The 25,075-nt window shown below is 71.5% G+C and carries 23 protein-coding genes; 12 read left to right on the forward strand and 11 right to left on the reverse strand.

Annotated elements, in window-relative coordinates; all coding sequences use genetic code 11:
- Positions 1 to 5: 5 nt before the first annotated feature.
- The 3 genes from Ate02nite_RS31415 to Ate02nite_RS31425 all read right to left on the reverse strand — a co-directional run bounded on the left by Ate02nite_RS31415 (position 6) and on the right by Ate02nite_RS31425 (position 7,350).
- Positions 6 to 4,460, reverse strand: coding sequence for a DUF4062 domain-containing protein (locus Ate02nite_RS31415; protein WP_239147864.1), 4,455 nt, complete (start codon positions 4,458 to 4,460; stop codon positions 6 to 8).
- Between the two features lie 84 nt (positions 4,461 to 4,544).
- On the reverse strand, positions 4,545 to 6,305 hold the full coding sequence (locus tag Ate02nite_RS31420) for a M28 family peptidase (RefSeq protein ID WP_203811471.1): 1,761 nt from the start codon (positions 6,303 to 6,305) through the stop codon (positions 4,545 to 4,547).
- A gap of 118 nt (positions 6,306 to 6,423) precedes the next feature.
- Positions 6,424 to 7,350, reverse strand: a complete 927-nt coding sequence (locus Ate02nite_RS31425; protein ID WP_203811472.1) for a quinone oxidoreductase family protein — start codon at positions 7,348 to 7,350, stop codon at positions 6,424 to 6,426.
- A gap of 83 nt (positions 7,351 to 7,433) precedes the next feature.
- On the opposite strand from Ate02nite_RS31425, the gene Ate02nite_RS31430 reads away from it, so the two are divergent.
- Complete coding sequence (locus tag Ate02nite_RS31430) at positions 7,434 to 7,874, forward strand: MarR family winged helix-turn-helix transcriptional regulator (protein WP_203811473.1); 441 nt, start codon at positions 7,434 to 7,436, stop codon at positions 7,872 to 7,874.
- Between the two features lie 2 nt (positions 7,875 to 7,876).
- Here Ate02nite_RS31430 and Ate02nite_RS31435 read toward each other — a convergent pair whose 3' ends face one another.
- Positions 7,877 to 8,428: a hypothetical protein gene (locus tag Ate02nite_RS31435; protein ID WP_203811474.1), complete on the reverse strand. Its 552-nt coding sequence runs from the start codon at positions 8,426 to 8,428 to the stop codon at positions 7,877 to 7,879.
- Between the two features lie 128 nt (positions 8,429 to 8,556).
- Here Ate02nite_RS31435 and Ate02nite_RS31440 point away from each other — a divergent pair, with 128 nt between their 5' ends.
- The 4 genes from Ate02nite_RS31440 (at position 8,557) to Ate02nite_RS31455 (ending at position 11,369) form a co-directional block, all read left to right on the forward strand.
- Entirely contained in the window at positions 8,557 to 8,940 is a 384-nt protein-coding gene (locus Ate02nite_RS31440; protein WP_203811475.1) for a hypothetical protein, read from the forward strand.
- A 111-nt stretch (positions 8,941 to 9,051) separates the two neighbouring features.
- Positions 9,052 to 9,579, forward strand: coding sequence for a SigE family RNA polymerase sigma factor (locus Ate02nite_RS31445; RefSeq protein WP_239147830.1), 528 nt, complete (start codon positions 9,052 to 9,054; stop codon positions 9,577 to 9,579).
- On the forward strand, positions 9,576 to 10,049 hold the full coding sequence (locus Ate02nite_RS31450) for a hypothetical protein (RefSeq protein WP_203811477.1): 474 nt from the start codon (positions 9,576 to 9,578) through the stop codon (positions 10,047 to 10,049). Before Ate02nite_RS31445 ends, Ate02nite_RS31450 begins: the two co-directional genes overlap by 4 nt.
- Before the next feature lie 60 nt (positions 10,050 to 10,109).
- Positions 10,110 to 11,369: a putative bifunctional diguanylate cyclase/phosphodiesterase gene (locus Ate02nite_RS31455; protein ID WP_203811478.1), complete on the forward strand. Its 1,260-nt coding sequence runs from the start codon at positions 10,110 to 10,112 to the stop codon at positions 11,367 to 11,369.
- Here the strand turns inward: Ate02nite_RS31455 and Ate02nite_RS31460 are convergent.
- Genes Ate02nite_RS31460 through Ate02nite_RS31470 form a run of 3 tightly spaced genes read right to left on the reverse strand, consistent with a single transcriptional unit; the run spans position 11,353 to position 14,320 of the window.
- Complete coding sequence (locus Ate02nite_RS31460; protein ID WP_203811479.1) at positions 11,353 to 12,540, reverse strand: MFS transporter; 1,188 nt, start codon at positions 12,538 to 12,540, stop codon at positions 11,353 to 11,355. The two genes, Ate02nite_RS31455 and Ate02nite_RS31460, sit on opposite strands and share 17 nt — an antisense overlap.
- 4 nt (positions 12,541 to 12,544) lie before the next feature.
- A complete protein-coding gene (locus Ate02nite_RS31465; protein WP_203811480.1) occupies positions 12,545 to 13,813 on the reverse strand; it encodes an FAD-dependent oxidoreductase in 1,269 nt (422 codons plus the stop codon).
- Positions 13,814 to 13,822: 9 nt separating this feature from the next.
- Positions 13,823 to 14,320 (reverse strand): GNAT family N-acetyltransferase, encoded by a 498-nt coding sequence (locus tag Ate02nite_RS31470; protein WP_203811481.1) that lies wholly within the window; start codon positions 14,318 to 14,320, stop codon positions 13,823 to 13,825.
- 98 nt (positions 14,321 to 14,418) lie between these two features.
- Between Ate02nite_RS31470 and Ate02nite_RS31475 the strand changes: the two genes are divergently transcribed.
- Genes Ate02nite_RS31475 through Ate02nite_RS31490 form a run of 4 tightly spaced genes read left to right on the forward strand, consistent with a single transcriptional unit; the run spans position 14,419 to position 16,632 of the window.
- Positions 14,419 to 14,784 carry an ArsR/SmtB family transcription factor gene (locus Ate02nite_RS31475; protein ID WP_203811482.1) on the forward strand — a complete coding sequence of 122 codons (366 nt, stop codon included), beginning with the start codon at positions 14,419 to 14,421 and terminating at the stop codon, positions 14,782 to 14,784.
- 32 nt (positions 14,785 to 14,816) lie between these two features.
- Positions 14,817 to 15,485, forward strand: a complete 669-nt coding sequence (locus tag Ate02nite_RS31480; RefSeq protein WP_203811483.1) for an arsenate reductase/protein-tyrosine-phosphatase family protein — start codon at positions 14,817 to 14,819, stop codon at positions 15,483 to 15,485.
- Between the two features lie 20 nt (positions 15,486 to 15,505).
- On the forward strand, positions 15,506 to 16,222 hold the full coding sequence (locus tag Ate02nite_RS31485) for an aquaporin (RefSeq protein ID WP_203811484.1): 717 nt from the start codon (positions 15,506 to 15,508) through the stop codon (positions 16,220 to 16,222).
- Complete coding sequence (locus Ate02nite_RS31490; RefSeq protein WP_203811485.1) at positions 16,219 to 16,632, forward strand: arsenate reductase ArsC; 414 nt, start codon at positions 16,219 to 16,221, stop codon at positions 16,630 to 16,632. Before Ate02nite_RS31485 ends, Ate02nite_RS31490 begins: the two co-directional genes overlap by 4 nt.
- A gap of 30 nt (positions 16,633 to 16,662) precedes the next feature.
- Here the strand turns inward: Ate02nite_RS31490 and Ate02nite_RS31495 are convergent, their stop codons facing one another.
- Genes Ate02nite_RS31495 through icmF form a run of 3 tightly spaced genes read right to left on the reverse strand, consistent with a single transcriptional unit; the run spans position 16,663 to position 20,697 of the window.
- The gene (locus Ate02nite_RS31495) at positions 16,663 to 17,121 is read right to left on the reverse strand and encodes a MerR family transcriptional regulator (protein ID WP_203811486.1); all 459 of its coding nucleotides are present in this window, start codon (positions 17,119 to 17,121) and stop codon (positions 16,663 to 16,665) included.
- Entirely contained in the window at positions 17,118 to 17,453 is a 336-nt protein-coding gene (locus Ate02nite_RS31500) for a hypothetical protein (RefSeq protein WP_203811487.1), read from the reverse strand. Before Ate02nite_RS31500 ends, Ate02nite_RS31495 begins: the two co-directional genes overlap by 4 nt.
- Positions 17,454 to 17,502: 49 nt before the next feature.
- On the reverse strand, positions 17,503 to 20,697 hold the full coding sequence (gene icmF, locus Ate02nite_RS31505) for a fused isobutyryl-CoA mutase/GTPase IcmF (protein ID WP_203811488.1): 3,195 nt from the start codon (positions 20,695 to 20,697) through the stop codon (positions 17,503 to 17,505).
- A gap of 67 nt (positions 20,698 to 20,764) precedes the next feature.
- On the opposite strand from icmF, the gene Ate02nite_RS31510 reads away from it, so the two are divergent.
- A complete protein-coding gene (locus tag Ate02nite_RS31510; RefSeq protein WP_239147831.1) occupies positions 20,765 to 21,268 on the forward strand; it encodes a MarR family winged helix-turn-helix transcriptional regulator in 504 nt (167 codons plus the stop codon).
- Here Ate02nite_RS31510 and Ate02nite_RS31515 read toward each other — a convergent pair whose 3' ends face one another.
- Complete coding sequence (locus tag Ate02nite_RS31515; protein ID WP_203811490.1) at positions 21,269 to 22,312, reverse strand: sugar ABC transporter substrate-binding protein; 1,044 nt, start codon at positions 22,310 to 22,312, stop codon at positions 21,269 to 21,271.
- A 71-nt stretch (positions 22,313 to 22,383) separates the two neighbouring features.
- Between Ate02nite_RS31515 and Ate02nite_RS31520 the strand changes: the two genes are divergently transcribed.
- Together Ate02nite_RS31520 and Ate02nite_RS31525 are read left to right on the forward strand one after the other, a co-directional pair.
- Positions 22,384 to 24,339, forward strand: a complete 1,956-nt coding sequence (locus tag Ate02nite_RS31520; protein WP_203811491.1) for a putative bifunctional diguanylate cyclase/phosphodiesterase — start codon at positions 22,384 to 22,386, stop codon at positions 24,337 to 24,339.
- A 21-nt stretch (positions 24,340 to 24,360) separates the two neighbouring features.
- A complete protein-coding gene (locus tag Ate02nite_RS31525) occupies positions 24,361 to 25,062 on the forward strand; it encodes an HAD family hydrolase (RefSeq protein ID WP_203811492.1) in 702 nt (233 codons plus the stop codon).
- Positions 25,063 to 25,075 lie beyond the last annotated feature (13 nt).

The raw sequence follows: 25,075 nt of genomic DNA on the forward strand, positions 1-25,075 counted from the left end.
CCAGGCTATTCGACCGACCCGGGGTGCAGCATCAGGCGGTGTTCGCTGCCGTTCTCGGTGCTCATGACGACTACCGAACCGCCCTCGAACCGGCAGCGGGTGACCGCGGCATCGCCGTCGAACGCCGCGATCCAGGCCGTCGTGGCGAGGTCGAAGACCTCCAGCCGGCTGCTGCCGATGGCGAGCAGGCCGCGCAGCCGTGCGCCCTTGGCCAGCCGGGCCGCGCCGATCGCCACCGACCGGGCATCGGGGACAACGCGGTCGACCACGACCTGGGCACCGGGTAGCCGCCACACCCGTACCCGGGAATCGTCCGTCCTGGCGACGGCGAAGCGCCCGTCCACCGACACCCGCAGGATGGGCGCGGGCGCCGGGAGCGAGACGGGGCGGCCGAACGACCCCGGCGGGCCGACGGTCCAGTGCCACAACCGGCCGTCCCGGGTCGACCACCAGGCGCGTCCGCCGTCCGGGGCGAATCCGACGGTGGCGTTCGCCGGCAGCGGCCACCGGACGACCGGATCGGCCTCGCCGACCCGCCACAGGCCCACGAACCGCTCGGGTGCCAGGGCCAGCAGGTGGCCGCCGTCCGGAGTGAACCGCGGATCCACCGGCCCGACAGCCTTCGGGTTCTCGGCACCGGTCGCCGTGTCCCAGGTGCCGACATGGTCCTCCCCCGCGCACAGGATCATCCGGTCGTCGGCGGAGAAGGCCAGCGGGCCGGGCCCGGTCAGGGCGCACGACCAGCGTTCGATGCCGGTGGCGACCTCGTACACCGCGAGTCTCGGGTCTCCTTCGGTGGCGAGGACCGCGGCGAGCAGTTCGCCGCGGTGGGAAAGCGCCGGTGGCACTCGGCACCGGCCGGTCACGATCTCCGGCGACCGGTCCTGCAGGTCGCGGTCGACGACCCGGAAGCCGACCGGCTCGTCCTCGTCATCGTCGTTCCGGGAGCCGTAGCGGGTCGGCCAGATCCGCCACCAACCGGTGGGCGGCTCGAGCGTGCCGACGTCGATGACCGGCGGAGCGGGCGCCTGGCTCGATCCGGCGTGGTGCACCCCGCGCCACGTCTCGCGGGACCGCCGGTCGTCGGCTTCGGAGTTGGAACCGCTACCCCAAAGGGCGCGGGGATCGAGCCCGCCCGCCGGCGGGGTCAGGTCCCAGACGCGGAGGGTGCCGTCCCCGCCGGCCGTGATGACCCGCCGCCCGTCGGGGGTCACGGCCATCTGTTGAACCCGGTGGCCGGTGGTGGACACGACCTTCCGGGGGCCGCCTTTTTCCCCCTGCAGGATCAGGCGACCGGCGTCGTCGGCGCTGAGGACATCGCCATCGCCGGTCACGGCCAGCGAGGTGATCTTGTGGTAGCCGTGTCCGCCGAGCTGGCCGACCTGGTGACGCGCGTCGAAGTCCCAGACCTTGATCCGGCCTTCCCAGTCGGCGGACAGCGCCCGGCGGCCGTCGTGGGTCATCGCCACCGCGGAGACCCAGCTGTCCCGGCCCTGGCCGAGTTCCGCGACCTGCTCGCCCGATTCGAGGTCCATCAGGGACACGAAGTCGTACACCCCGCCGATGATCGCCCGCCGGGCGTCGGCCGAGATCGCGATGACGGTGGTCGCGCGACTGCCGGAGGCGATCGTCGAGAGCTGCTCGCCGGTGGCGAAGTCCCACAGCACCGCCGGGCCGTTCGTGCCGGAGATCAGGCGGGTCCCGTCCGGGGTCAGGACGAGCGTCCGCCACGGCCGGGGCCCCTGCCAGCGCCGAACCAGCGCCCCGCTCGCCAGGTCCCAGACGTCGATGCTCCCGTCCGCGGAACCGCTTACCGCCTGGCGCCCGTTCGGGGTCACCACGAGTGCGTTCACCTCGCCGTGCCCGACCGGGATGATGAACCGTTCGACCTGCCGGTCGAGATCCCAGACGCGTACGGTGCCGTCGGCCGACGCCGAGACGCCCAGCGTGCCATCCGGCGTGACCCCCACCGCCCGAACCTCCTGGGCGTGACCGGCGAGCGTCGCGATCAGGTCACCACCCGGTGCGGCCAGCGTCCGGCCGGCGGGCTGCAGCGACGAGCCCGGACCGGCCGTGCCCGCCTGGGCCAGCAGCCGGTCGATCAGCGGGTTGCCGCCTTGCTCGACGCGGCCGCGCAGCTGACCCGCGAACTGCGCGGGATCACGGCTCAGGATGTGCGCGACGAGGCGCAGGAAGGCACGCAGCGTCGACAGCGCGCCGGTCGCCTCCACGCCGAGGTCCCGGCGGTCGGCCGCCTCCAGCGCGAGGTCGAGGTCGTCGATGACCTCCTGCGGTCCCCACCCGCGCAGTCGCGCGTCGAGGAAGGCGAAGTCGACCACCGTGCCGACGAACTGGTCCCATCGGCGGGCGTGGGCCAGACTCCACGGAAGCTCGGTCAGACGCCGGCGGTCCGGCCGGGATGCGAAGTAGTCGGCCAGCGAGCCGTACCGGTCGGTCCGCACCAGGTCCGCCACGGCCACGTCGGCCAGCTGCCGGTGGAAGAAGCCGAGCGTGGCGGTTCCGTCGGTGTCCCGGGTGGTGAGGTACGGCTCCAGGTCATCGAACAACCGTGACCACACGACATCCGGCACCCGATCGGTCACCGGTGATTTCGGAAACCGTCGTCGCAGGTCGGCCCGCACCACGTCGTCGGCGGACAGGACGTCGAGCAGTTCGTCCTCGGTCATTCCGTGGCGCGCGGCGGCCAAGTAGCCGAGCGCACGTTCGGTGAGGACGCGTCCGTGCCGGGTCTCCGCGGCCAGCCGCTCGACCATCAACCGGATCAGGACCCGCGGATCATCGGCGAGCTCGGTCCCCGGTTCGAACGACCGCCAGCGGCGGGCCTCCTCGAAAGCCAGCCGCAGCTGCAACGGCAGGCCGCCGCGTGCGAAGCTCGCCAGCACCGCGTCGCGTTGATCCGGCTGGAGTGTGCGACCGTCCGCTCGCAGCCACTCGTCGAGGGCGGCGGCTCCACTCGGGACGGGCAGCGGCGCCAGCCGGACGATGGCCGACGCCGGTTGCCGGCCCTGCAGCACGTCGGTGACCGCGCCTGGGGCCGCGGACACGACCATCCGTACTCCCGGGGGCAACTCGTGCGGCAGCCAGGCCAGGGTCCGCGCGGCGTCGGTGCCCGCGAGCTGGTCGAGGGCGTCGATGAACACGACGAGTGGACGGTCCGCGGACGCCCGGGCCAGCTGCTCGGGAAACCAGCCGGTGAGGTCGCGCGGCCCGGCCGGCGGGTCGACGACGACCCCGAAGAGGGCGGCGACCTCCGCGCCGATGCCGCCCAGCAGCCGGACCCCGGAGGTCGACGCGGCGGTCGCGCCGACGAACCGGTGCACAACGTTCGGTTGCCCGCCGGCCTCGACCGCGGCGCGGGCCATCAGCGCCGATTTGCCGGAACCGAAGTCGCCGAGCACGGCCAGCGGCGCCGGCTCGGTGCTGCCGAGGTAGGCGGCGATCCGGGCGAGCTCCGACGCCCGGCCGGCCACGACCGCGGCGCGCTCGTCGCGGAATCCGGCGTGCGCGTCGCGCTCCACCTCCCGCGGCGAGCGCGAGTCGTCGCGCGCGCACGCGGCCCGGATGATGCCGCCGAGGTGCCGCCACACCGCGTCGCACACCGTGGTCGGCTGGTCGTCCCGGTCGAGCAGCGGCAGGCAGTCCTCGAGCTGTTCAGGAAGGTCGCCGAGGTGCTCGGTGCCCGGGCCGCCGGACGACCAGACCGCTGTGATGTCGCGGGCGTTGCCCCGGAGATGCCCACGCAGCCGGGACCTCAGGTCCTCGACCAGCCGCGCCGCGTCGGCGTCGATCGAGCCGTCGGCGGCCAGGTCGAGGTAGGCGGACGCGGGACCGGCCGCCCGCGGCAGCCCGTCGATGCGGCGCAGCAGGCACAGCACGTGTTCGTCCGCGTCGGGCACCGTCAGCGCACCGTCTTCGATCTCGCGCTCGGTGGCCGAGGTGAGGTAGCGCGCGGACCGGCCCGGCGGCCACCGCAGGCGGGCGACCGCATCCCGCAGCAGGCGAGCGAGCAGGGGTTCGGCGGCCCCACGTTGCAGCAGGTAATGCGGCGGAACCGCGTTGTCGTCGCGCCGATAGCAGGTGCGCAGGAACTCGCGGTCGGCCGGGTCAGCGATCGCGGCCTCGAGAACGGGGAAGTCCTCGATCGGGATGTCCGGCGGCAGCGGCCGCCAGCCGTAACGCTCGCCCGCCAGGATCAGGAAGTTCGGCCGGGGCGTCAGCTGCTGGCAGCGCCGCACCTCACGCAGGCAGATCGCCAGGGTCTGCTGATCGTCGCCGGCCTCCTGGCTGATGCCCCACCGCAGATCGACGGCCTGAAACCGGGCGCCTGCGGCCGCGCAGAGCTCACGCAGCCGCGGAAAGACGAACGTCTGCAGTGCATGCCGCTCGGCCTGCAGGTCAGCGAAGGTGGAGCTGACGAACAGCCGGAACACCCGCGACATGGGCACCAATGCAGTCTGGCACTCGACCGGAGAGCCGGCGAGATGCCGCAGGGCAGACCGCCCTGCGGCATCGTCCGGTGGCGATCAGCTGACGGTCAGGGCGGTGTCGTCGATGACGAAGGACGTCTTCAGCGACGAGTCCTCCACGCCGGTGAACTTCAGGGTGATGGTCTGGCCGGCGTACGCGGCCAGGTCGTACGAGCGCAGGGTGTACGCGCTGGCGTTGAGGTTGGAGAACACCTGCAACGTGGTGGTGCCGACCTGCACCGTCAGCTTGTCGTACTGGCTGGTGGTGGTCGTCTCGGAGGTGCTGATCTTCAGGTAGAAGGACAGCGCGTAGGAGGTGCAGCCGGTCGGCAGGGTCACTGCCTGGGACAGGGTGTCGGTGTGGGTCGAGCCGTAGCCGTCGAGCCACGCGTCGCGGGTGCCGGTTCGCGGCGCCCCGTCGCCGGTGTTCGCGCCGATGACGCCGCTCGAACCGGTCCACGAGGTGGTGGCGTTCTCGAAGCCGGGGTCGCCGAGCTTCTGGCCGGCGCTGGTGCACCCGCCGCCGGTGCCGTTGACGGTAAGCGTGTACGAGGCGGTGTGGGTCGCCGTGCCGGTTCCGGTCACCGTGATGGTGTACGAACCGGCCGCGGCGGCCGTGGTGGTCGCGATGGTCAGGGTCGACGATCCGCCGGAGGTGACCGACGTCGGGCTGAAGCTCACCGTCACCCCGGACGGGGCGCCGGAGCTGGTCAGCGCGACAGTCTGCGCGCTGCCGGAGGTGGTCGCGGTGCTCACCGTGGCGGTGGCCGACGAGCCGGGGGTCACCGCGCCGGTGCTCGGGCTCAGCGACACCGAGAAGTCGTTGGCCGTCGTCGTACCCGTGGTGAGGGTCCAGACGGAGTACAGCTCGGCGTTGGCCCAGCGGCCCAGCGAGGTGGCGTTGATGTTGGACGGATAGGAGTCGCAGGCCTTGTGGTAGCAGGGGTCGTAGGCCGCGCCGGCCGTGCCGCCCCACTTGGTCACCTGGGCGCTGGTCTTGGTGTAACTGGCCCCGGTGGAGTTGATCGACGACGGGATGCCGGCGGCGCGGAACGAGTCGTCGTCACTGCAGCACTCGGTCGACGTCTCGGTGGCCACGCTGATCGAGGTGAAGTACTCCCGCAGCTTCACGGCGACGGCGTCGGTGCCGGTCACGAAGTAGCCGCCGTTGGTGGAAGCGATCATGTCGAACGTACCGTAGGCCTTGATCGCGGTTTTTTGAGCGCTGGTAAGCGAGTTGACGTAGAACTTGGAGCCGATCAGACCCTGCTCCTCGCCGCCCCACCAGCCGAACCGGACGTGGTTGGTCATGGTCGGGTTGTTCGCGGCCAGAGTGAGCGCGGCCTCCAGGAGCGAGGCCGTGCCGGAGCCGTCGTCGTTGATGCCCGGCCCGGCCGACACGCTGTCGGAGTGGGCGCCGAACATGTAGGTGTTGCTGGTGTTGCCGCCCGGCCAGTCGGCGATGATGTTCTTCGCCGAGCCGCCGGTGCAGGTGGTGCAGGTCTGCACGGTGACGGTGAAGCCGGCCGCCTGCAGCTTCTGCTGCAGATAGGTCGTCGTCGCGGTGTGGCCGGCCGTGCCGGTCGCCCGGTTGCCATTGTTGGCGGTGGCGATGGTCTGCAGCTGCTGCAGGTGGGTTTGGACGTTGGCGAGGCTGACGGCCGGCGGAGCGGCCAGCAGGGCAGCGCTGAGAGCCGGCAGGGATGAGCCGGACGGCCGGACACCGGGCGAGGCCGCCGCCGGCAGGGCGCTGAGCGCCACCGTCACCGCGGCGAAAACAGCTACGGCAGGTCCTGCCGTCACCGTTCTGAGTCTCATGGGGGCTCCTAGGGTCGAGGCCGTTTCACGGGTGGCCGTTTCACGGCTGGCCGTAGGAGAACAGGAAGGTGCCTGCAGGCACAAGATATCGAAACATCTATATTAATTAGCCATCTAATCAAGGAACGAAGACCAGCCGGTCGCCGGTCTCGGTGCTCCACTCCTGGCCGATCCGGGCGAGGGGTACGGCGCGGGCCGGCACCTCGATCGTCCCGGAGGCCAGCGCCGCGGCCAGTTCCGGCAGCTCGGCCAGGAAATCGCGTGGCGTGACCGAGCCGATCCCGCTGCCGATGAGCTGCAGCCGGGCGGCGCGCAGGGCGATCGACGGGACGGCCGCGAGCTCCCCGGCGATCGATCCAATCTGGATCCAGGTCAGCGGGACGGCCCGGTCGGCGCGGGCGGTGAGCAGCGGGAGCATGGCCCGGGCGGACGGGTCGCCCCAGACGTAGTCGAGCACGACATCGACGTCGGCGGCCCGGTCGATCCGGTCGAAGGTGATCGTCTCGTCCGCGCCGAGAGCAGTCAGCGCGGCCAGCCGGGTGGCATCGCGCCCGGCGGCGATCACCCGGGCGGCGCCGAACAGCTTGGCGATCCGGATCGCCATCCGGCCCGCACTGCCGGTGGCGCCCAGGATCAGTACGCGCTGCCCGGCCCGGAAATCGATGCGCCGGCGCAGGGCGACCCAGGAGGACATCGCGGGGTTCATCCCGGCGGCGATCGTCACCGGGTCGGCCCCGTCGGGCAGCGGGATGCTGCGCCGCACGTCGATCACCGTGCGGTCGGCGAACGTGCCGAGGTTCGTGTCGTCGAGCGCGGCGTAGCGCAGATTGCCCGCCGGGTCACGGACCACGGCGTCGACGCCCGGGACGAGCGGGAAGGCGCCGGTGCTGCTGTAGTGCGTGCCGTTCGCCTTGGCCCGGGTGAGGTGGTGCAGGCCGGCGGCCAGCACGTCGACCACCACCTCATGGTCGGCGGTGGCGGCCGGCTCGGGGTGTTCGCGGTAGACCGGCGCGGTGTCGAACGAGGTGAGGACGGCGGCGTGCATGGGATACCTCCGAGGGATAGGTGGGATTACCAACTAAAACTAGAATGGTTGGGAATCCCACCTATGTCAACTAGGATGGCGGCATGACTTCCGACGCCGTGGTGGATGCGCTGGTCCGCAGCACTTTCCAGGTGATGGGCGTGCTGACCCGGATCGGCGCCGCCAACGACCTGTCGCTGACCCAGCTGCGGGTGCTCGGCATCCTGCGCGACCGCCGGGCCCGGGTGACCGACCTGGCGCTGTTCCTGGGCGTGGACAAGTCCTCGATGTCCGGCCTGATCGACCGCGCGGAGCGGCGCGGCCTGCTCGCCCGCGACAAGAACCCCGACGACCGCCGCGCGCTGGACGTCTTCCTGACCCCGGCCGGCCTCGAGCTGACCGAACGCCTTTACGCCGAGGCCCGCGAGGCGCTTGAGCCCGCGACCCGGCAGTTGGACTCGGAGCAGCAGCAGAACCTGGTCACCCTGCTCGAACCGATCCTGATCGGCTCCGCCGGCCCCGGCCCCCTGAAGCCGAGCCGGTGACGTCAGACGTGGGGGACGGCGCCGACGGCGAACGGGTTGAAGCCCCAGACCGGTGGGCCGGAGCGCGGGACGATGAAGGCGTACCAGTCGTCGCCCAGCGAATCGAAGACGGCGTCGCGGGCGGTGTCGCCCAGGCGGGGTGACGGCTTCACGCTCGGGGTGCAGTGCAGCAGGCCGGAGAACGAGGACATGCCGCTGTCGTCGGTCACGTAGGCGACGCAGCCGTCGTGGGTCCAGACGGCCGAGAAGTGATACAGGCCTACGCTTCCCGGCTGCCGCTCCAAAGCCGGACGGTACAGCGGAAACAGGAGCTTGCCGGGGACGCCCGAGCAGGCCAGCACCATCGTCACGACCGACACCGCCGGCAGGATCGACCGGACCAGCCAGGAGCGGCCGGTCAGGGACACCGCCCAAACCACGGCGGCCACCGTCCACAGCAGCATGGCCAGCCGCAACCAGGTCAGGTAGCCGCCCGGCAGCACCACCGCGTACAGCAGGGTGACCGCCGCCACCAGGGACAGGGCGATCGGCCACCAGGTGCGGGCTGGGCTCACGCCGACACGCTACAAAGACCGGGCAATGCCGCCGGGGTATGGCCTGGATCACAGCTGGGGAGCCAACCGGAACGGGTCTCGTGCGTCCCTCCATGCGACAGTGCTTCACCGACCGTCCTGGAGTTTTGATGCGTAAACCCATCCGTACCCTCGCGATCGTCGCCGGCGCCGTGGCCGTCGTTGCCATCGGTGGGGTGACCGCGGCGGCGGCCTTCGCCGACGACGCCACCCCCGCGCCGGTGCCGACCGCGACCGCGTCCCCGGCGCCGGCACCGAGCGGGTCGACGGCGCCGACCGCTACCGCCTCCGCCGCGCCCACTCCGAGCCGGTCGATGGAGCCGACCGCTACCGCCGCGCCGGTGCCGGCGCCGTCCTCGACGTCGTCCCCGAAACCCCGGCCCTCCGGCTCGAAGCCGGCACAAACCGCCGCGCCCGTGCCGACGCTCTCCGGCTCGAAGCCCGCGCCGACCGCTGCGCCGGTGCCGAGCCCCTCGGCCACTGCTGTTTCCTGAGTCCTCGGGTGCCGGCCGGGAACCCGCGGCCGGCACCCCGGCACTCCCACCCCTACTTCGAGGCGTTCCTTGAGCTTTGTGCTTCCCCTACCGATCACGCTGCCGCGCTGGATGCGGAGAGCAATCTCCGGGCCGGCCGCGGCGGTGCCGGCGGCCGCGCCCGCGATCAGTGAGCTGTACCGGCAACGCCGGCTGCCGCTGGTTCGGATGGCCGTGCTCATGGTTGACGACCCGCAGACGGCGGAGGACATCGTGCAGGACGTCTTCACCCGCTTCTACCGGCGGTATCGCGCCGACCTGAGCGCGGTGGCCGACCCGGACGCGTACCTGATCTCGGGGGTGATGAACGCGGCCCGGTCGGTGCTGCGCCGCCGGCAGATCGCCCGCGCCTACCTGCCGCCGCGGCGGGATCCGGTGCCGGCCGCCGAGGAACTGGCCCTGCTCGGGGCGGACAACCTCGAGGTGATCGGCGCGCTGGGGCGGCTGACCGCCCGGCAGCGGCAGATCGTCGTGCTGCGCTACTGGTCGGAGATGTCCGAGCGGGAGATCGCCGCCACCCTGCGCATCTCGGCCGGAACCGTCAAGTCGACCGCGCACCGCGCCCTGCGGGTGCTGCGCGCCCAGTTGGGGGAGAAATGAGCGACACCGACCTGGAACGGCGGCTGCGCCGGGCCCTCGCCGCCCGGTCGGCCGCGGTCACCGCCCAGGACCTGCGGCCCGCGGCCGATCCGGTCCGCGCCGAGCGCCGTGGGGTGGTCAGCCGCTGGTGGTTGCCGCTGGCGGCCGGTCTCGCCGCGGCGGCCGTGTCGATCGCCGCTTTCGTCCTGCTGCGCCCCACCGACTCGGTTCCGCCGCCGCTGCCGCCGGCCGCCTCGCCGAGCCCGGAACCGGAACCGACGGCGACGGCGACGGCGAGCCCGTCCCCCACCGCCACCTCGAGCCAGGCCGCTCCCATCCCCAGCAGTTCGACGAGGCCACCCTCCGGGAGTCCCACGACGACGGGACCGGCCTCCGGGAGCCCCACGACGACGGGACCGGTCTCCAGAGGTCCCACGACGGCCGGACCGGCCTCGGGAAGCCCCACGGCGGCCGGACCGGCCAGCCGCTAAGCGACCCGCGACGGGCGCCGATGGGTGAACGTAGGCGCGCGCGTAGGAGAGGGGACGCCGGTGGCTGACACCGACCCGCTGACCGGGGTGGCGGACCGGGCATCGTTCATCCGCCGGCTCGGCGAGGCCGCGAAAGGCTTCGAGCGTGGCCATCCACCCGCCGTGGTCGTCGTCGACCTGGACGACTTCGCGGGCATCAACGACGTGCTCGGCTACGAGGTCGGCGACCACATCCTGAACGCCGTGGCGGTCGCGCTGCGGGACGCTGTCCGCCCGCAGGACACCGTGGGCCGGCTCGGTGGCGACCAGTTCGCCGTGCTGGCGACCGACATCAGCCCCGACGACCTGGACGCCGTGGTGGAGCGGATCCGGGTCACGCTGGCCAGTCCGGTCCCGGCCAACGGCACCCCTGTCTCGGCGCGGGCCGGCATCGGGGTGGCGCACGGCTCCCCCGGGGATTCTGGCACGGGCCTGCTGAGCAAGGCCGATATCGCGCTGCGTACGGCCAAAGCGGCCGGACGCGCTCGCCCGGCGTACTTCCAATCGGGTATGCGGGTCCGGGCTCTGGACCAGGCCGCGCTGGTCGCCGGGCTGCACGAGGCGGTCGCCGGTGGCCAGATGGAGCTGGTCTACCAGCCGATCGTCCGGCTCGAGGACAACGGGCTGACCGGCCTGGAGGCGCTCGCCCGGTGGCGGCACCCGGAACGCGGCCCGATCATGCCGGGCGACTTCATCCCGGTCGCCGAGCGCAGCGGGCTCATCGTGCCGCTCGGCCGGTGGATGCTGGAGCAGGTCTGCCGCGAGCGGGATCCGGAATGGCCGGAGACGTACGTGAACATCTCCGCCCACCAGCTGCGCGAACCCGGCTTCGCGGCCACCGTGCGGTCGCTGGTCACCGAGCCCGAGCGGCTGATCGTCGAGGTCACCGAGGACGCCCTGACCGAGGAGAGCATCGTGCGCACCCTGCGGGAGGTGCGCGATCTCGGCGTACGCATCTCGCTTGACGACTTCGGCGCCGGACCGGCGTCCCTGCCCGCGCTGGCCACCGCGCCGTTCGACATCATCAAGCTGCACGGCTCGATGACCGAGCGCATCATCACGTCACCCCGGCAGGCCGCGGTGGCCCGGTCGGTGGCTCAGCTCGCCGACGAGCTCGGCGTGGTGGCGATCGCGAAAGCGGTGGAGAGCGAGGCCCAGGCCCGGATGCTGTACGAACTCGGCTACCAGCAGGGCATGGGGTTCCACTACGCGGTCCCCCAGCCCGCCACCGCCATCCCGCTCTTCCTCTCCGACGCGGCCCTGCTCACCCCACTGACCTGACCTCGGCGCGGGAGGTCCTCGGCACGGCGGCCAGGGCGGCGGCCGCGACCAGGCAGACGGCGGCGGTGGCCGCGAAGACGCTGCCGTATCCATGGGTCGCGGTGTGGATCGCGGCGGCGGCGAGGGGTGCGGTGGCTTTGGCGACGGTCATCGGGACGACGAGAACGGCCGCGATGGTGGCGTACCGGCGGGTGTCGTAGCGGTCGGCCAGCAGCACGGGTTTGGCGATGCTGCCGACACCGAAACCGATGCCGAAACCGATCACTCCGGCGATGGCGGGGACGGTGCCGCGGCCGGTCAGCGGCAGGGCGGCCGCGGCAACGCCCTGCACGGCGAAGATCGCCGCGACGACGGTCGTGGTGCGGAATCGGCGTTGCAGGCCGGTGGTGACCAGCCGGCCGGTGACCGACAGGACGCCGAATAGCCCCGCCGTGGTGGCGGCGAAGGCCGGCGAGTGGCCCCAGGTGATCAGCGCGGCGACCGTGTGGACGGCGACGACGGCGATGGCTGCGGTGTTGGCGGTGAAGGCGAGTGCGAGAAGCCAGAAACCGCGGTCGGCGAGCACTGCCCGTACCCGTACGGGGGCAGGGTTTTGCGGTTTGGGAAGGCGCGGCGCGCCGCGCAGGACCACCGCGTGCAGGGGAACGGTGACCAGCATCTGAAGGCCGGCCAGGACGAGCAGCGCGATGCGCCAGCCGTGCTGGTCGACGAGCCAGCCGGTGAGCGGCAGGAAGATGGTGCTGGCGAAGCCGGCGACGACGGTGAGAGCGAGCAGGGCGGACGGCCGGCGGGCCGGGGTGTGCCAGGCGATGATGACGGCGAAGGCGGCCTCGTAGAGGCAGGCCGCCGAGGCGATGCCGATGCCGATCTGTACGGCGTAGAGCTGCCACAGGCTGTCGATGCGCGACCAGGCGACGAGCAGGAGTGCGCCGGCGGCGGATCCGGCGGTCATCAGGGCCCGGCCGCCGTGCCGGTCAAGCCACCTTCCGACGGGTACGGCGAGGGCGGCGGAAGCGAGCACCGAGGCGGTGAAGCTGCCGGTGACCGCGGTGGTGGAGGCGTTCAGGTCCCGGGCAACCGGGATGAGGAAGACGGCGAAGGCGTAGTAGAGGGTCCCGTAGCCGACGGTTTGGGTGACGGCGAGCGCGGCCACGATCGCCGTGGCGCGCACCCCGTCAGCTGCCGCAGCAGCCGCCGGTGTTCTCGGCGGTGATGCTGTCCGCGTCGAGGGGCACGTTGCTGGAGCAGACGCCGGTTTCGGGCAGGTCGAGCTGGACGTCGCGAGCCGCCTCCCAGTCGCCGGCGAGGGCGGCGACGACCGAGCGGGCCTGTTCCGAGCCGGTGGCCATCAGGAAGGTCGGGGCGCGGCCGTAGGACTTGGCGCCGATGGCGTAGTAGCCGGGCTCGGGGTGGGTGAGCTCGTCGACGCCGTGCGGTGGGACAGTGCCGCAGGAGTGCTCGTTCGGGTCGATCAGCGGGGCCAGGGCGCGGGTCGAGCCCATGATCGGGTCGAGGTCCAGGCGCAGCTCGGACACGATGCCGTGGTCGGGCCGGAAGCCGGTGGCCGACACGATCCGGTCCACCGTGACGCTGCGGGTGCCGTCGGAGACCTCGACGCCGTCCGGGCCGGCCGTGACCGCCTGCACGCTGAAGCCGGTGAGCAGGGTGATCGCGCCGGATTCGACGTGTTCGCGCAGCCGGGTGCCGAGCAGGCCGCGGGCGGGCAGGGCATCAGCGCTCTCGCCGCCGTAGGTGCGTGCGGGTGCGGCGGCCCGGATGGCCCAGGTGACCGTGGTTCCGGGCAGGTCGGTGAGGTAGAGCAGGGTGTTGGCGGCCGAGTGACCGGCGCCGACCACCAGGACGCGCTGACCCTCGAACCGGTCGCGGTCTCGGCCGAGGACGTCGGGCAGGGCGCTCTCGACGTACGCCTGGGCCTCGGTTTCGCCATGGGCGGGGATGCCGGCGGCGCCGAGCACGTTGGGGTTGTCCCAGGTGCCGGAGGCGTCGATGACCGCGCAGGCCAGCAGGTCCTCGCCGGTGGTCAGGCGGAGGAGGAACGGGGCGTCGGCGCGGCCGGCGCTGCGCAGGCGGTCGAGGCCCTGTCTGGTCACGGCGGCGACCCGGGCGCCGTAGCGGATGTGCGGTTTGAGGGCGGGCAGGTCGGCGAGCGGCTGCAGGTAGTCGGCGGCGAGCTGGGTGCCGGTGGGCAGCTTGTCGTCATCGGGGCGCACCCAACCGGCGTCGGTGAGCAGCCGTGCGGCGGCCGGGTCGATGTTGTAGCGCCAGGGCGAGAAGAGCCGCACGTGTCCCCATCGCCGCACGGCGGAGGCCGGCTCGTCGCCGGCTTCCAGGACGATGAAGGCGATGCCGCGTTCGGCGAGGTGGGCGGCGGCGGCCAGGCCTACGGGGCCGGCTCCGATGACGGCGATGGGCAGCTGGGGCATGTGGGGCTCCTAGGTGATTTTCGGGCTGCGGCGTTCGATGAAGACGACGTCGCGCCAGCGGTTGCCTTGGGTGACGTGCCGGCCGACCCGCTCGCGGACGCCGATGGTGCGGAAGCCGGCGGCGTGGTGCAGGGCGAGGCTGGCGGTGTTCTCCGGGAAGATCCCGGATTGGATGGTCCAGACGCCGGCCGCCTCGGTGGCGGCGATCAGCACGTCGAGCAGGGCCCGGCCGACGCCCCGGCCCTGGGTGGCGGGATCGACGTAGACGGAGTGCTCGACCACCCCGGCGTAGACGGCGCGGGCGGACACCGCGGAGGCGGCCACCCAGCCGACCACGGCATCCGCGTCGTCGACGGCGACGAATCGGTGGCCCGGCAGCTTCCCGGCATCGAACGCCGGCCAGCTGGGCGCGGTGTGCTCGAAGCTCGCGTGCCCGCTGTCCAGCCCGGCCTGATAGATCGCCAGAACAGCGTCGGCGTCGGCGGCCTCCATCGGGCGGATGTTCATGGCACCTCCTCGGCGCGGCCGATTTCGACATGTGTCGAACTCGATCGGTGTCGAAGCCGACACTTGCACGCGGTTTCGACATCTGTCAACCTCGACGCATGTCGAAATCAGCCGCGCCGGGCGCCGTCGCCGACCCGAACACGGCGGCCTGCTGTGCGCCACTGGCGCAGAGCCGGATGCCCAAGGAGGCGGCGGGCAGCCTGTCGCAGGCCTTCAAGGCGCTCGGTGACCCGATCCGCCTGCAGCTGATGTCGATGATCGCCTCCGCCGAGGGCGGGGAGATCTGCGTCTGCGATCTGACGCCGGCGTTCGAGATCTCCGGGACGACGATCTCCCACCACCTGAAGGTGCTCAAGGAGTCCGGCCTGGTCACCGCCGAACGGCGGGCCAGCTGGGTCTACTACCGCGCCCGGCCGGACCTGATGCGCCGGCTGTCCGCACTGCTCGACCCCGACGCGGCTTGACGTCACGATAAAGCTCAGCGAGTATTGCCTCAATGAACGCTGAGGCTTCTTCCCTACAGGCTCGGGCGCGGGTCCATGCCGCGCTCGGTGACCCGGCGCGGCTCGCGATCGTCGACGCGCTCACCCTGGGCGACGCTTCGCCCGGCGAGATCGGCCAGGCGCTCGCGATGCCGACCAACCTGGTCGCGCACCACCTCAAGGTCCTGCAGGACGCCGGGCTCATCGTCCGCACCCGCTCCGAAGGCGACCGGCGCCGCACCTACCTGCGTCTGCAGCCGGAGGTGCTGGCCTCGCTGACCCCGCCACCGCTGCGCGACGCGGAACGCGTCGTGTTCGTCTGCACGCACAACTCCGCCCGCTCGCAGCTGGCAGCCGCCCTGTGGCGCGATCGGGTCGGCGGGACGGTCGCCTCGGCCGGCACCCATCCGGCCGATCGCGTCCACCCCCGCGCCATCAAGGTCGCCCACCGGCACGGCCTGGAACTCGACCCCACCGGCACCGCGAACGTCACCGACGTCGTGCACGCCGGAGATCTGGTGATCGCCGTCTGCGACAACGCGCACGAAGACCTCACCGGCCCGGTCCGGCCTCGCCTGCACTGGTCCGTGCCCGACCCGGCCCGGGTCGACACCGACGCCGCGTTCGAACGCGCCTACACCGACATAGCCGGCCGCATCGACCGCATTGCCTCATCCGTCTGAGCGACCGGAGTCACCGACCCATGCACCCCATCGCACTCTGGCGCCGCCTGCTGGCCGAGTTCGCCGGCACCGCGCTGCTCGTCACCGCCGTCGTCGGCTCCGGCATCATGGCGGCCACCCTCTCGCCGGACGACGTCGGCCTGCAGCTCCTGGAAAACTCGGTCGCCACCGCGTTCGCGCTCGGCGCACTCATCCTGACCTTCGGCCCGGTCTCCGGGGCACACTTCAACCCGGTCGTCTCGGCCGCCGACTGGTTCCTCGGCCGGCGCACCCGCACCGGGCTGACCGGCACCGACCTGGCCGGGTACGCCGCCGCGCAGACCGCCGGAGCGATCGCCGGTTCGATCCTGGCCAACCTGATGTTCGACCTGGCCCCGGTGACCTTCTCCACCAAGGAGCGCACCGCCGGGCACCTGTGGCTGGGCGAGGTCGTCGCCACCGCCGGGCTGCTTCTGCTGATCTTCGCGCTGGCCCGCTCCGGCCGGGCCGCGGTCGCGCCAGCCGCGGTCGGCGGCTACATCGGCGCCGCCTACTGGTTCACCTCGTCGACCAGCTTCGCGAACCCGGCCGTGACCGTCGGCCGCGCGTTCACCGACACCTTCGCCGGCATCGCGCCCGCCTCGGTCGCCGGCTTCGTCGTCGCGCAGGTCGTGGGCCTGTTCCTCGGGATCGGCCTGCTGCTCGCCCTCTATCCGACCGCCGTCCAGAGTGTGCCCACCGAAAGGCTCAGCTCATGAGTGACAAGCCCAGCGTCCTGTTCGTCTGCGTGCACAACGCCGGCCGCTCCCAGATGGCCGCCGGCTGGCTGCGCCACCTCGCCGGCGACCGGGTCGAGGTCCGCTCGGCCGGCTCCGCCCCCGGCAAGACCATCAACCCGGCCGCGGTCGAGGCGATGGCCGAGGTCGGCATCGACATCACCGACCAGACCCCGAAACTGCTCGAGTACGAGACGGCGCAGGACTCCGACGTCATCATCACCATGGGCTGCGGCGACGCCTGCCCGGTCTTCCCCGGCAAGCGCTACGAGGACTGGAAGCTCGACGACCCGGCCGGTAAAGGAGTCGAGGCCGTCCGCCCGATCCGCGACGAGATCAAAATCCGAATCGAAGCTCTGCTGTACGACCTGATCCCGGCCGGCAAGTCGTGAATCCCGGCCGGCGTCAGACGACGGGCGTGCTCAGCGAGGGCCGGCAGCGGGTGCTCCTTCGGCGATGAGCGGGTCGGTGGCGATGGTGGCGAACGGGATCGGGCAGCACGGTTCGCCGGCGCAGGTGACCAGGTCGTCGCAGCCGGCGGCGACCGCGGCGCGCAGGGTCGAGGCGATCACCTCGAGGTCGGCGATCTTCGTCTGCACCTCGGCGAGTTTGAGCCGGGCTCGTTCCCGCAGGCCGGAGTCATGGCCGTCGTGCCGGTGGCCGCCGGCCGCGAGCAGGTCCGCGACCTCGTCGAGGGTGAAGCCGAGCCGCTGCGCCGCCTTGATCACCCTCAGGATGGTGACCGCCTCGGCCGGGTAGAGCCGGTGACCGCCGAGACTGCGTTCCGGCTCCGCCAGCAGGCCGCGCCGCTCGTAGTAGCGCAGCGTCTGCAGGTTGACCCCGGCCGCGCCGGCCACCTGACTGCTGCGCAACCCGCTCACGAGCCGATCCCGGCCGCGGCCCGCCGGGCGAGAGCGTCGAGGACTTCGACGTGCGCGGCCGGCACCTCGACGTCCAGCCGCAGCGACTGGTCGCCCAGGTGGAAGCCGAAGGAGAAGAACGAGCAGCACTCACTTTCCCGGCTGGTCAGATCCCGGGCAACGGCCTCGGCCGCCGGGTCGAGATCCCAGCGCAAGGCCGTCGCCGACAGCCTCTGCTGCCCGCGTAGAGCGGTGGCGAACAGGTCATCGAACTCCGCCAGCCGCAGCGGCCGCTCGACGGTCGGCAGGGTGCACGCCTCGGGCGCCCACCCGAAGCCTCCGGTGGTGGTCATGCCAGGACGGTAACCCTGTACCCAGGTACCGGATGCAAGCCCAAACGGGCTAGACGTTGCGGCGGTACTGGCCGCCTACCTCGAAGAAGGCGTCGGTTATCTGGCCCAGGGTGCAGTGGCGGACGGTGTCCATCAGGGCTTCGAAGACGTTGCAGCCCGTGCTGGCCGCCTGCTTCAGACGGTCGAGGGCGGCTGGGGCCTCGGTGGCGTGGCGGGCCTTGAAGTCGGCCAGGCGGTCCAGTTGGGACTGCTTTTCGGGCTCGGTCGCTCGGGCCAGCTCCATGCCCTCCGCGGGGCCGGCGGAGCCGGCGTCGGTGTCGTTGCGGAAGGTGTTGACGCCGATGATGGGCAGCGTGCCGTCGTGTTTGCGCTGTTCGTAGAGCATTGACTCGTCCTGGATGCGGCCTCGCTGGTAGCCGGTCTCCATCGCGCCCAGCACGCCGCCTCGGTCGGAGATGCGGTCGAACTCGTCCAGGACGGCCTGTTCGACCAGGTCGGTCAGCTGGTCGACGATGTAGGAGCCCTGCAGCGCGTTCTCGGTGGCGGCCAGGCCCCACTCGGCGTCGATGATCATCTGGATGGCGAGGGCACGGCGTACCGACTGCGGGGTGGGGGTGGTTACCGCCTCGTCGTACGCGTTGGTGTGCAGGCTGTTGGCGTTGTCGTAGATGGCGCAGAGCGCCTGCAGGGTGGTCCGGATGTCGTTGAAGTCCATCTCCTGGGCGTGCAGCGACCGGCCGGAGGTCTGCACGTGGTACTTCAGCTTCTGGGAGCGTTCGTCGGCGCCGTAGAGCTCGCGCATCGCGATCGCCCAGATCCGGCGGGCGACCCGGCCGATGACGGTGTATTCGGCGTCCATGCCGTTGGAGAAGAAGAACGACAGGTTGGGCGCGAAGTCGTTCACGTCCATGCCGCGGGCGCGGTACGCCTCCACATACGTCAAACCGTTCGCCAGCGTGAACGCCAGCTGGCTGATCGGGTTGGCCCCGGCCTCGGCGATGTGGTAGCCGCTGATGCTGACCGAGTAGAAGTTGCGGACCCGGTGGGCGATGAACCATTCCTGGATGTCGGCCATGCAGCGCAGCGCGAACTCGGTGGAGAAGATGCAGGTGTTCTGGCCCTGATCCTCCTTGAGGATGTCGGCCTGCACGGTGCCGCGCACGGTGGACAGCGTGCGGGCGACGACCTTCTCGCGGGGCTCGTCGGGGTTGGCCGCGAGCTGCTGGTCGATGGCGGCGTTGAGGAACATGGCGAGGATCGTCGGGGCCGGCCCGTTGATCGTCATGGAGACCGAGGTCTTCGGGTCGCAGAGGTCGAAACCCGCGTACAGCTCGCGCATGTCGTCCAGGGTCGCGATCGACACGCCCGAGGTGCCGACCTTGCCGTAGACGTCCGGCCGGGGGTCGGGATCGCGCCCGTACAGCGTCACCGAGTCGAACGCGGTGGACAGGCGGGTGGCCGGCTGGCCGGCGCTGAGCAGGTGGAAGCGCCGGTTGGTGCGGAACGCGTCGCCCTCGCCCGCGAACATCCGCGCGGGAGCCTCGCCGGTGCGCTTGAGTGGGAAGACCCCGGCCGCGAACGGGAACAGGCCGGGCAGGTTTTCCGCGCGCAGGAAGCGGACCAGTTCGCCGTCGTCGCCGTCGCGCGGCAGGGCCACCCGCGGGATGACGCTGCCGGACAGGGTCTGCCGGGTCAGCGGGGTGCGAATCTCGTTGTCCCGGACCCGGTAGACCAGCTCGGTGCCGGAATAGGCCTCGCGAGTGGCCGGCCACCCGGCGAGCAGTTCGCGGACCTCGCCGGACAGCTCCCCCTCGGTCGCCGCCAGCAGCTGCGCGACGGCCTCGTCGTCCGGCAGCAGTTCGTGAGTGGTCGCCAGGTGCTGCCGGCGCCGGGCCAGGGCCACCTGCTCCGCCGTGGTGGCGTGGTAGCGCCGGACCGTGTCGGCCACCTCGGACAGATAACGCTCACGGCCCCGAGGCAGCACCGACGTCAGCCCGGTCGAGACCCGCCCGGAAACCAACGGCAGAACACCAGGAAAAGGCTCCATCCCGTACGCGTACAAAAGGTCCTTGATCTGGTGGTAAAGGCTTGTCACGCCATCGTCCGCGAAGCGGGCGGCGCTGGTGCCGAAGACCGGCATGTCCTCCCACGGGGTGCCGAACTGTTCGCGGTTGCGCACCAACTGCCGGGCGACGTCGCGGCGGGCGTCCTCACCACCGCGGCGCTCGAACTTGTTGATCGCGACGACGTCGGCCAGCTCCAGCATGTCGATCTTCTCGAGCTGGCTGGCCGAGCCGAACTCCGGGGTCATCACGTAGAGCGACACCGCCGAGTAGGACGTGATGGCCGCGTCGCCCTGGCCGATGCCGGGCGTCTCGACGATCACCAGGTCGTTTCCGGCGGCCTTGCAGGCGGCGATGACGTCACCGAGGTGCTCGGGCACCGTGCCGTCCCGCCGCCGGGTGGCGAGCGAGCGGAAGTAGACGACGCCGGGGGCGATGCTGTTCATCCGGATGCGGTCGCCGAGCAGCGCGCCGTTGCCGCGCCGCCGGGTCGGGTCGATCGCGATCACCGCCACCCGCAGCTTGTCCTCGCAGTCGCGGCGCAGCCGCCGGATGAGCTCGTCGGTGAGCGACGACTTACCCGAACCGCCGGTGCCGGTGATGCCGAGCACCGGCACGTTGCGGCCGGCGGCGGCCTCGCCCACCGCGGCGGCCAGGGCCGAGCTGCCGCCGGCCTGCAGGACCGTGATCGCCCGGGCCAGCGCGGTCTCGTCGCCGGCCAGCAGCGCCGGCACGTCGACCGGCTGGCGCGACACGTCGACGTCGCACTCGCGGATCAAGACGTTGATCATCGCGGGCAGGCCGAGCTGCTGGCCGTCCTGCGGGCTGAAGATGCGCACGCCGCGCTCGGCCAGGGCGGCGATCTCGCCCGGCACGATGGTGCCACCCCCGCCGCCGTAGACCCGCACGTGCCCGGCACCGCGCTCGGCCAGGCGGTCGACCAGATAGCCGAAGTATTCGACGTGGCCGCCCTGGTAGGACGAGAGGGCGACGCCCTGCGCGTCCTCCTGGACGACGGCGGTGACGACGTCTTCGACGCTGCGGTCGTGGCCGAGGTGCACGACCTCGGCACCCTGGGCCTGCAGCAGCCGCCGCATGACGTTGATGGCGGCGTCGTGGCCGTCGAAGAGGCTCGCCGCCGTCACGAAGCGGACGGGCCGGGCCGGCACGTGGAGCGTCATGGCGAAAATACTAGGACGTCCGACTATCGGACGTCCATCTATTCGGCGTGCCGTTACGATGACCTGCGTGCCGACCGCCGACCGCCGACCCGACCCGATCGCGGAAGCGCGCCGGCTCTGGTCCGAGCACGGCTGGGAGCACGCCGCCGACGGGATGGCCGCGATCACCTCGCTCATGCGCGCCCAGCGGATCGCGCTGGCCCGGGTCGAGGCCGTGCTCAAGCCGCACGCGATCACCTTTGCCCGCTACGAGCTGCTGATGCTGCTGTACTTCAGTCGTCGCGGCTCGCTGCCGATGGCCCTGATCAGCGAACGCCTCCAGGTGCACCCCACCAGCGTCACCAACGCGGTCGACCGGCTGCAGGCGGCCGGCCTGGTGCAGCGGTTGATGCACCCCGAGGACCGGCGCGCGACCATCATCGAGCTGCTCCCGCCCGGCCGCAAGCTCGCCGAGGCTGCCACCGCCGACCTCAACAGCCAGGTGTTCGGCGCGCCCTGGATCACTCCCGCGGCGGTCACCACCCTGGTCGACGTGATCACCGAGATCCGGCACGACACCGGCGACTTCTGATCAGCTGACGTCGGACATCTGGCGGAGGTAGGAACCGTCGCTGAAGATCTTGTCGACCGTGGCCGCGACCGCGGTGGCGGTGGCGTCGGTGCTGGCCTGGCGGGTCAGGACGGCGTCGATGTTGGCCTGGTTGACCGCCAGGCCGGGGATGTAATACCAGCCCTTCGGCAGGTCCTTGCCGTCCTTCGCGTGCTGCGCCTGCAGCCGGCCGGCGACCTCGCCCTTCACGAAGTGCTCCGGTGACACCAGCGCCAGCTCGCCGGCCTTCACCGCGGCCAGCGACTTCGGGTCCAGGTCGAAGGCCCCGGCCACCCAGGTGGCCTTGGCCTTGCGCTTGATCGCGGCCAGGTTCCAGCCGTCGGCGTCGCCGGTGCCCAGGAAGGCGATCGCGTCCTTGTTCACCGTGGTGAGCGTCTGCCAGGCGGCCAGGTTGGCGGAGGTCTCCTGCTTGGTGTCGAACGGGCCGACCACCGTCACCCCGGGCAGCTTCGCGGTCAGTTCGTCCCGGATGCCCTTGGCCCGGCGGTCGAGCACCTTCACGCCGGGCGCGGACGTACCGAGGATGATTTTGCCTTTGGCGTTGGCGGGAAGCTTCGCGATCGCCTCGCCGGCCAGCATCTTGCCGAGCTGGTAGTTGTCGTTGCCGACGTACAGCTTGACGTTCGACGCGGCCAGCGGCGGGTTGTCCACCACGATCAGCGGGATGTCGTCGCCGACTGCCTCGGCCATCGGCTGGGTGAAGATCTCCGGGGACAGCGTGAAGACCGAGATGCCGTCCTTCACCCGGGCCCGGAGGTCCTGGAACATCTTCAGCTCGCCCTGGCCGTCGACGATGTCCGGGCCGACCACCTCGCTGGTGACTCCGCCGACCCGGGCCACCCCGGCGGTGAAGCCGGCGCCCATCTGGATCGAGAAGCTCAGCTGGGTATTGGCCACCACGAACGCCACATGGGGTGCGTCGCTGCCGGCCGCGCTCTTCGCGCAACCGCCCTGCGAGATGGCGAGGAGCAGGACGGTAATGGCGCAGATAATCCGAAATTTCATGTCAGCCTGATTATGAATGGCTCAAGCTACTACCGAACGTGAATCCTCATTCCAGCCGGGGGGACGCCGGAGTGATCGCCAAGGCAGTCCGGAGCAAGGTGATGGCCCGCGCCGCCGTCATCGGACTCACCCTCGGCGTCACCGCCCTCGCCGCGCTGGCCGGCTACAGCATCAACGGCAACGTCGAAACCACCCGGCACGTACGGGAAACCGGCATGCAGAGCGACCAGTGGGGCGCCCTCACCCTGAACGTCAGCATCGAGTACGAGATGCTCGGCGACTACCTGCGGGCCAGCAGCGACGTCGGCCGCCAGCCCCTGCTGTCGGCGATGGGCTCGGCCACCGGCAACGTCAACTGGCTGGCCGAGAACGGCGACGAGACCGACCGGGAGGAAGCCGCCGACGTCGCCGACTCGTACGCCGCCTACACCGAGACCCTGCACGAACTGGTGGCGGCCGACGGCCGGGGCGACCTGGCGACCGTGGACGCCCTCGCCCAGCAGGCCAACTTGGCCGCGTCGACGCTGCGCAAGACCACCATCGCCCAGGTCGCCCGCAAGCGCCTGGACATGGACCAGTACCTGCTGGACGTGGACGAGCGCAACAACAAGGCGCTGGTGGCCGCCGGTGCGATCGTCGCCGTCGACATGATGCTGCTGGTGCTGTGCGCCTTCGTGATGATCGGCCACCAGCGGCGGATCGAACGGCAGGCGCAGGAGAGCCGGTACCGCGCCGGGCACGACGGGCTCACCGGGCTCGCCAACCGCTCGCTGCTGGCCGAGCACGTCGAGCGGACGCTGAAACAGGCCGCGCGCCAGAACGCCCCGGTCGGTCTGCTGCTGCTCGACCTCAACAAGTTCAAGGAGGTCAACGACACCCTCGGCCACCACGCCGGCGACCTGCTGCTCACCGAGGTGGCAAGCCGGCTTTCCAGCGCGGTCCGGGAGTCGGACATCGTGGCCCGGCTGGGCGGCGACGAGTTCGCCGTGCTGCTGCCCAGCGTCGGCTCGGCCGAGGGCTGCCTGGAACTGGCCCGGCGGGTGCTGGACGCGGTGCAGGGACCGGCTGAGCTGGACGGGGTGCGGGTCGACATCAGCGGCAGCATCGGCGCCGCCGTCTACCCGCTGCACAGCGCGAACTCGGCCGAGCTGCTGCAGCACGCCGACATCGCGATGTACACCGCCAAACGGAGCCGCTCGGGCACCGCGATCTACGACGCTGAGACGGACAGCCACCGCTCGGAACAGCTCGGCGTGATCGGCGAGCTGAACCGGGCCATCGCCGAGGACGAGCTGGTGCTGCACTATCAGCCCAAGGTCGCGACCGGCACCGGCGAGCTCGTCGGGGTCGAGGCCCTGGTGCGCTGGCAGCACCCGGACCGCGGCCTGCTGCCGCCGAGCGAGTTCATCCCGCAGGCCGAGGACGACGAGATCATCGTGGCGCTCACCGACGCCGTCCTGGAGATGGCGCTGGTCCAGCACCGGAGCTGGCGGGAGGCCGGCGCCGAACTACCGGTGGCGGTCAACATCGCGGCCGGCGGCCTCTACGACAATGCGTTCCCGGACCGGGTGGCGGCGGCGCTGGCCCGCCACGCCGTACCGGGGGCCATGCTCACCCTGGAGATCACCGAGACGTCGATCATCAGCGACCCGGCCGAGGTCCAGGCGATCCTGGACCGCCTGCGGGACCTGGGCGTGAAGCTGTCGATCGACGACTTCGGCACCGGTTACTCGTCGATGGCGTACCTGCAGACCATGCCGCTGACCGAGTTGAAGATCGACCGCCGGTTCATCCGCAGCGTGCACGAGTCGGCCAGCGACGAGGCGATCGTGCGGGCGATCCTGCAGCTGGCCGCCGCGCTGAACCTCAAGGTCGTCGCCGAGGGCGTGGAGAGCGCGGCCGCCCTGGCCGTTCTGGAGACCATGGGCTGCTCGTACGCGCAGGGCTACCACATGTCCCGGCCGATGCCGGCCGACGAGGTACTCCCCTGGGCGGCCGGCCGGATCCGGGTGCCGGTGGGTTCCTGACCAGGCCTGCACAATGGCCGGATGAGCCAACCCGATTCCTTCGACGCCGTACTGTTCGACTGCGACGGGGTCCTGGTCGACTCCGAGAGCATCACGAACGGGGTTCTCCGGTCGATGCTGCACGAACTCGGCTGGCAGATCAGCGCGGACGACTGCTTCCGCCTGTTCGTCGGCCGGGCGCTGCGCGACGAGACCGCGATCATCACCGCGCACACCGGCTTCGTGGTCACCGACGACTGGCTGCTCGACTTCCGGGACCGCCGCAACGCGGCCCTGACCGCCTCGCTGGAGCCGATCCCCGGCGCGGTGGCCGCGGTCCACGAGATCAACGCCCGGCTGGCCGGCATGATCGCCTGCGCCAGCGGCGCCGACCTCGGCAAGGTGCGGTTGCAGCTGCACAAGGTCGGCCTGGACCAGGTCTTCGCCGGCAAGATGTTCAGCGGCATGGACCAGCCGCACAGCAAGCCGGCCCCCGATGTCTACCTGGCCGCGGCGGCACACCTGGGCATCGACCCGGCCCGGGCGGCCGTGGTCGAGGACACCGTTCCGGGCGTGACCGCGGGCGTGGCGGCCGGCGCGACCGTCTTCGGCTTCTGCCCGCCCGGCAGCCCCGCCCACCACCCGCCGAAGGCGCTGCTGGACGCCGGCGCCACCCATATATTCAGGTCGATGCACGACCTGCCCACATTTTTCCGATTTAAACCAGTTGGTCCAACTTTGTGAGAGGGTCAGGCCG

It is taken from the genome of Paractinoplanes tereljensis (genome assembly GCF_016862435.1).
Classification (GTDB): Bacteria; Actinomycetota; Actinomycetes; order Mycobacteriales; family Micromonosporaceae; genus Actinoplanes; species Actinoplanes tereljensis.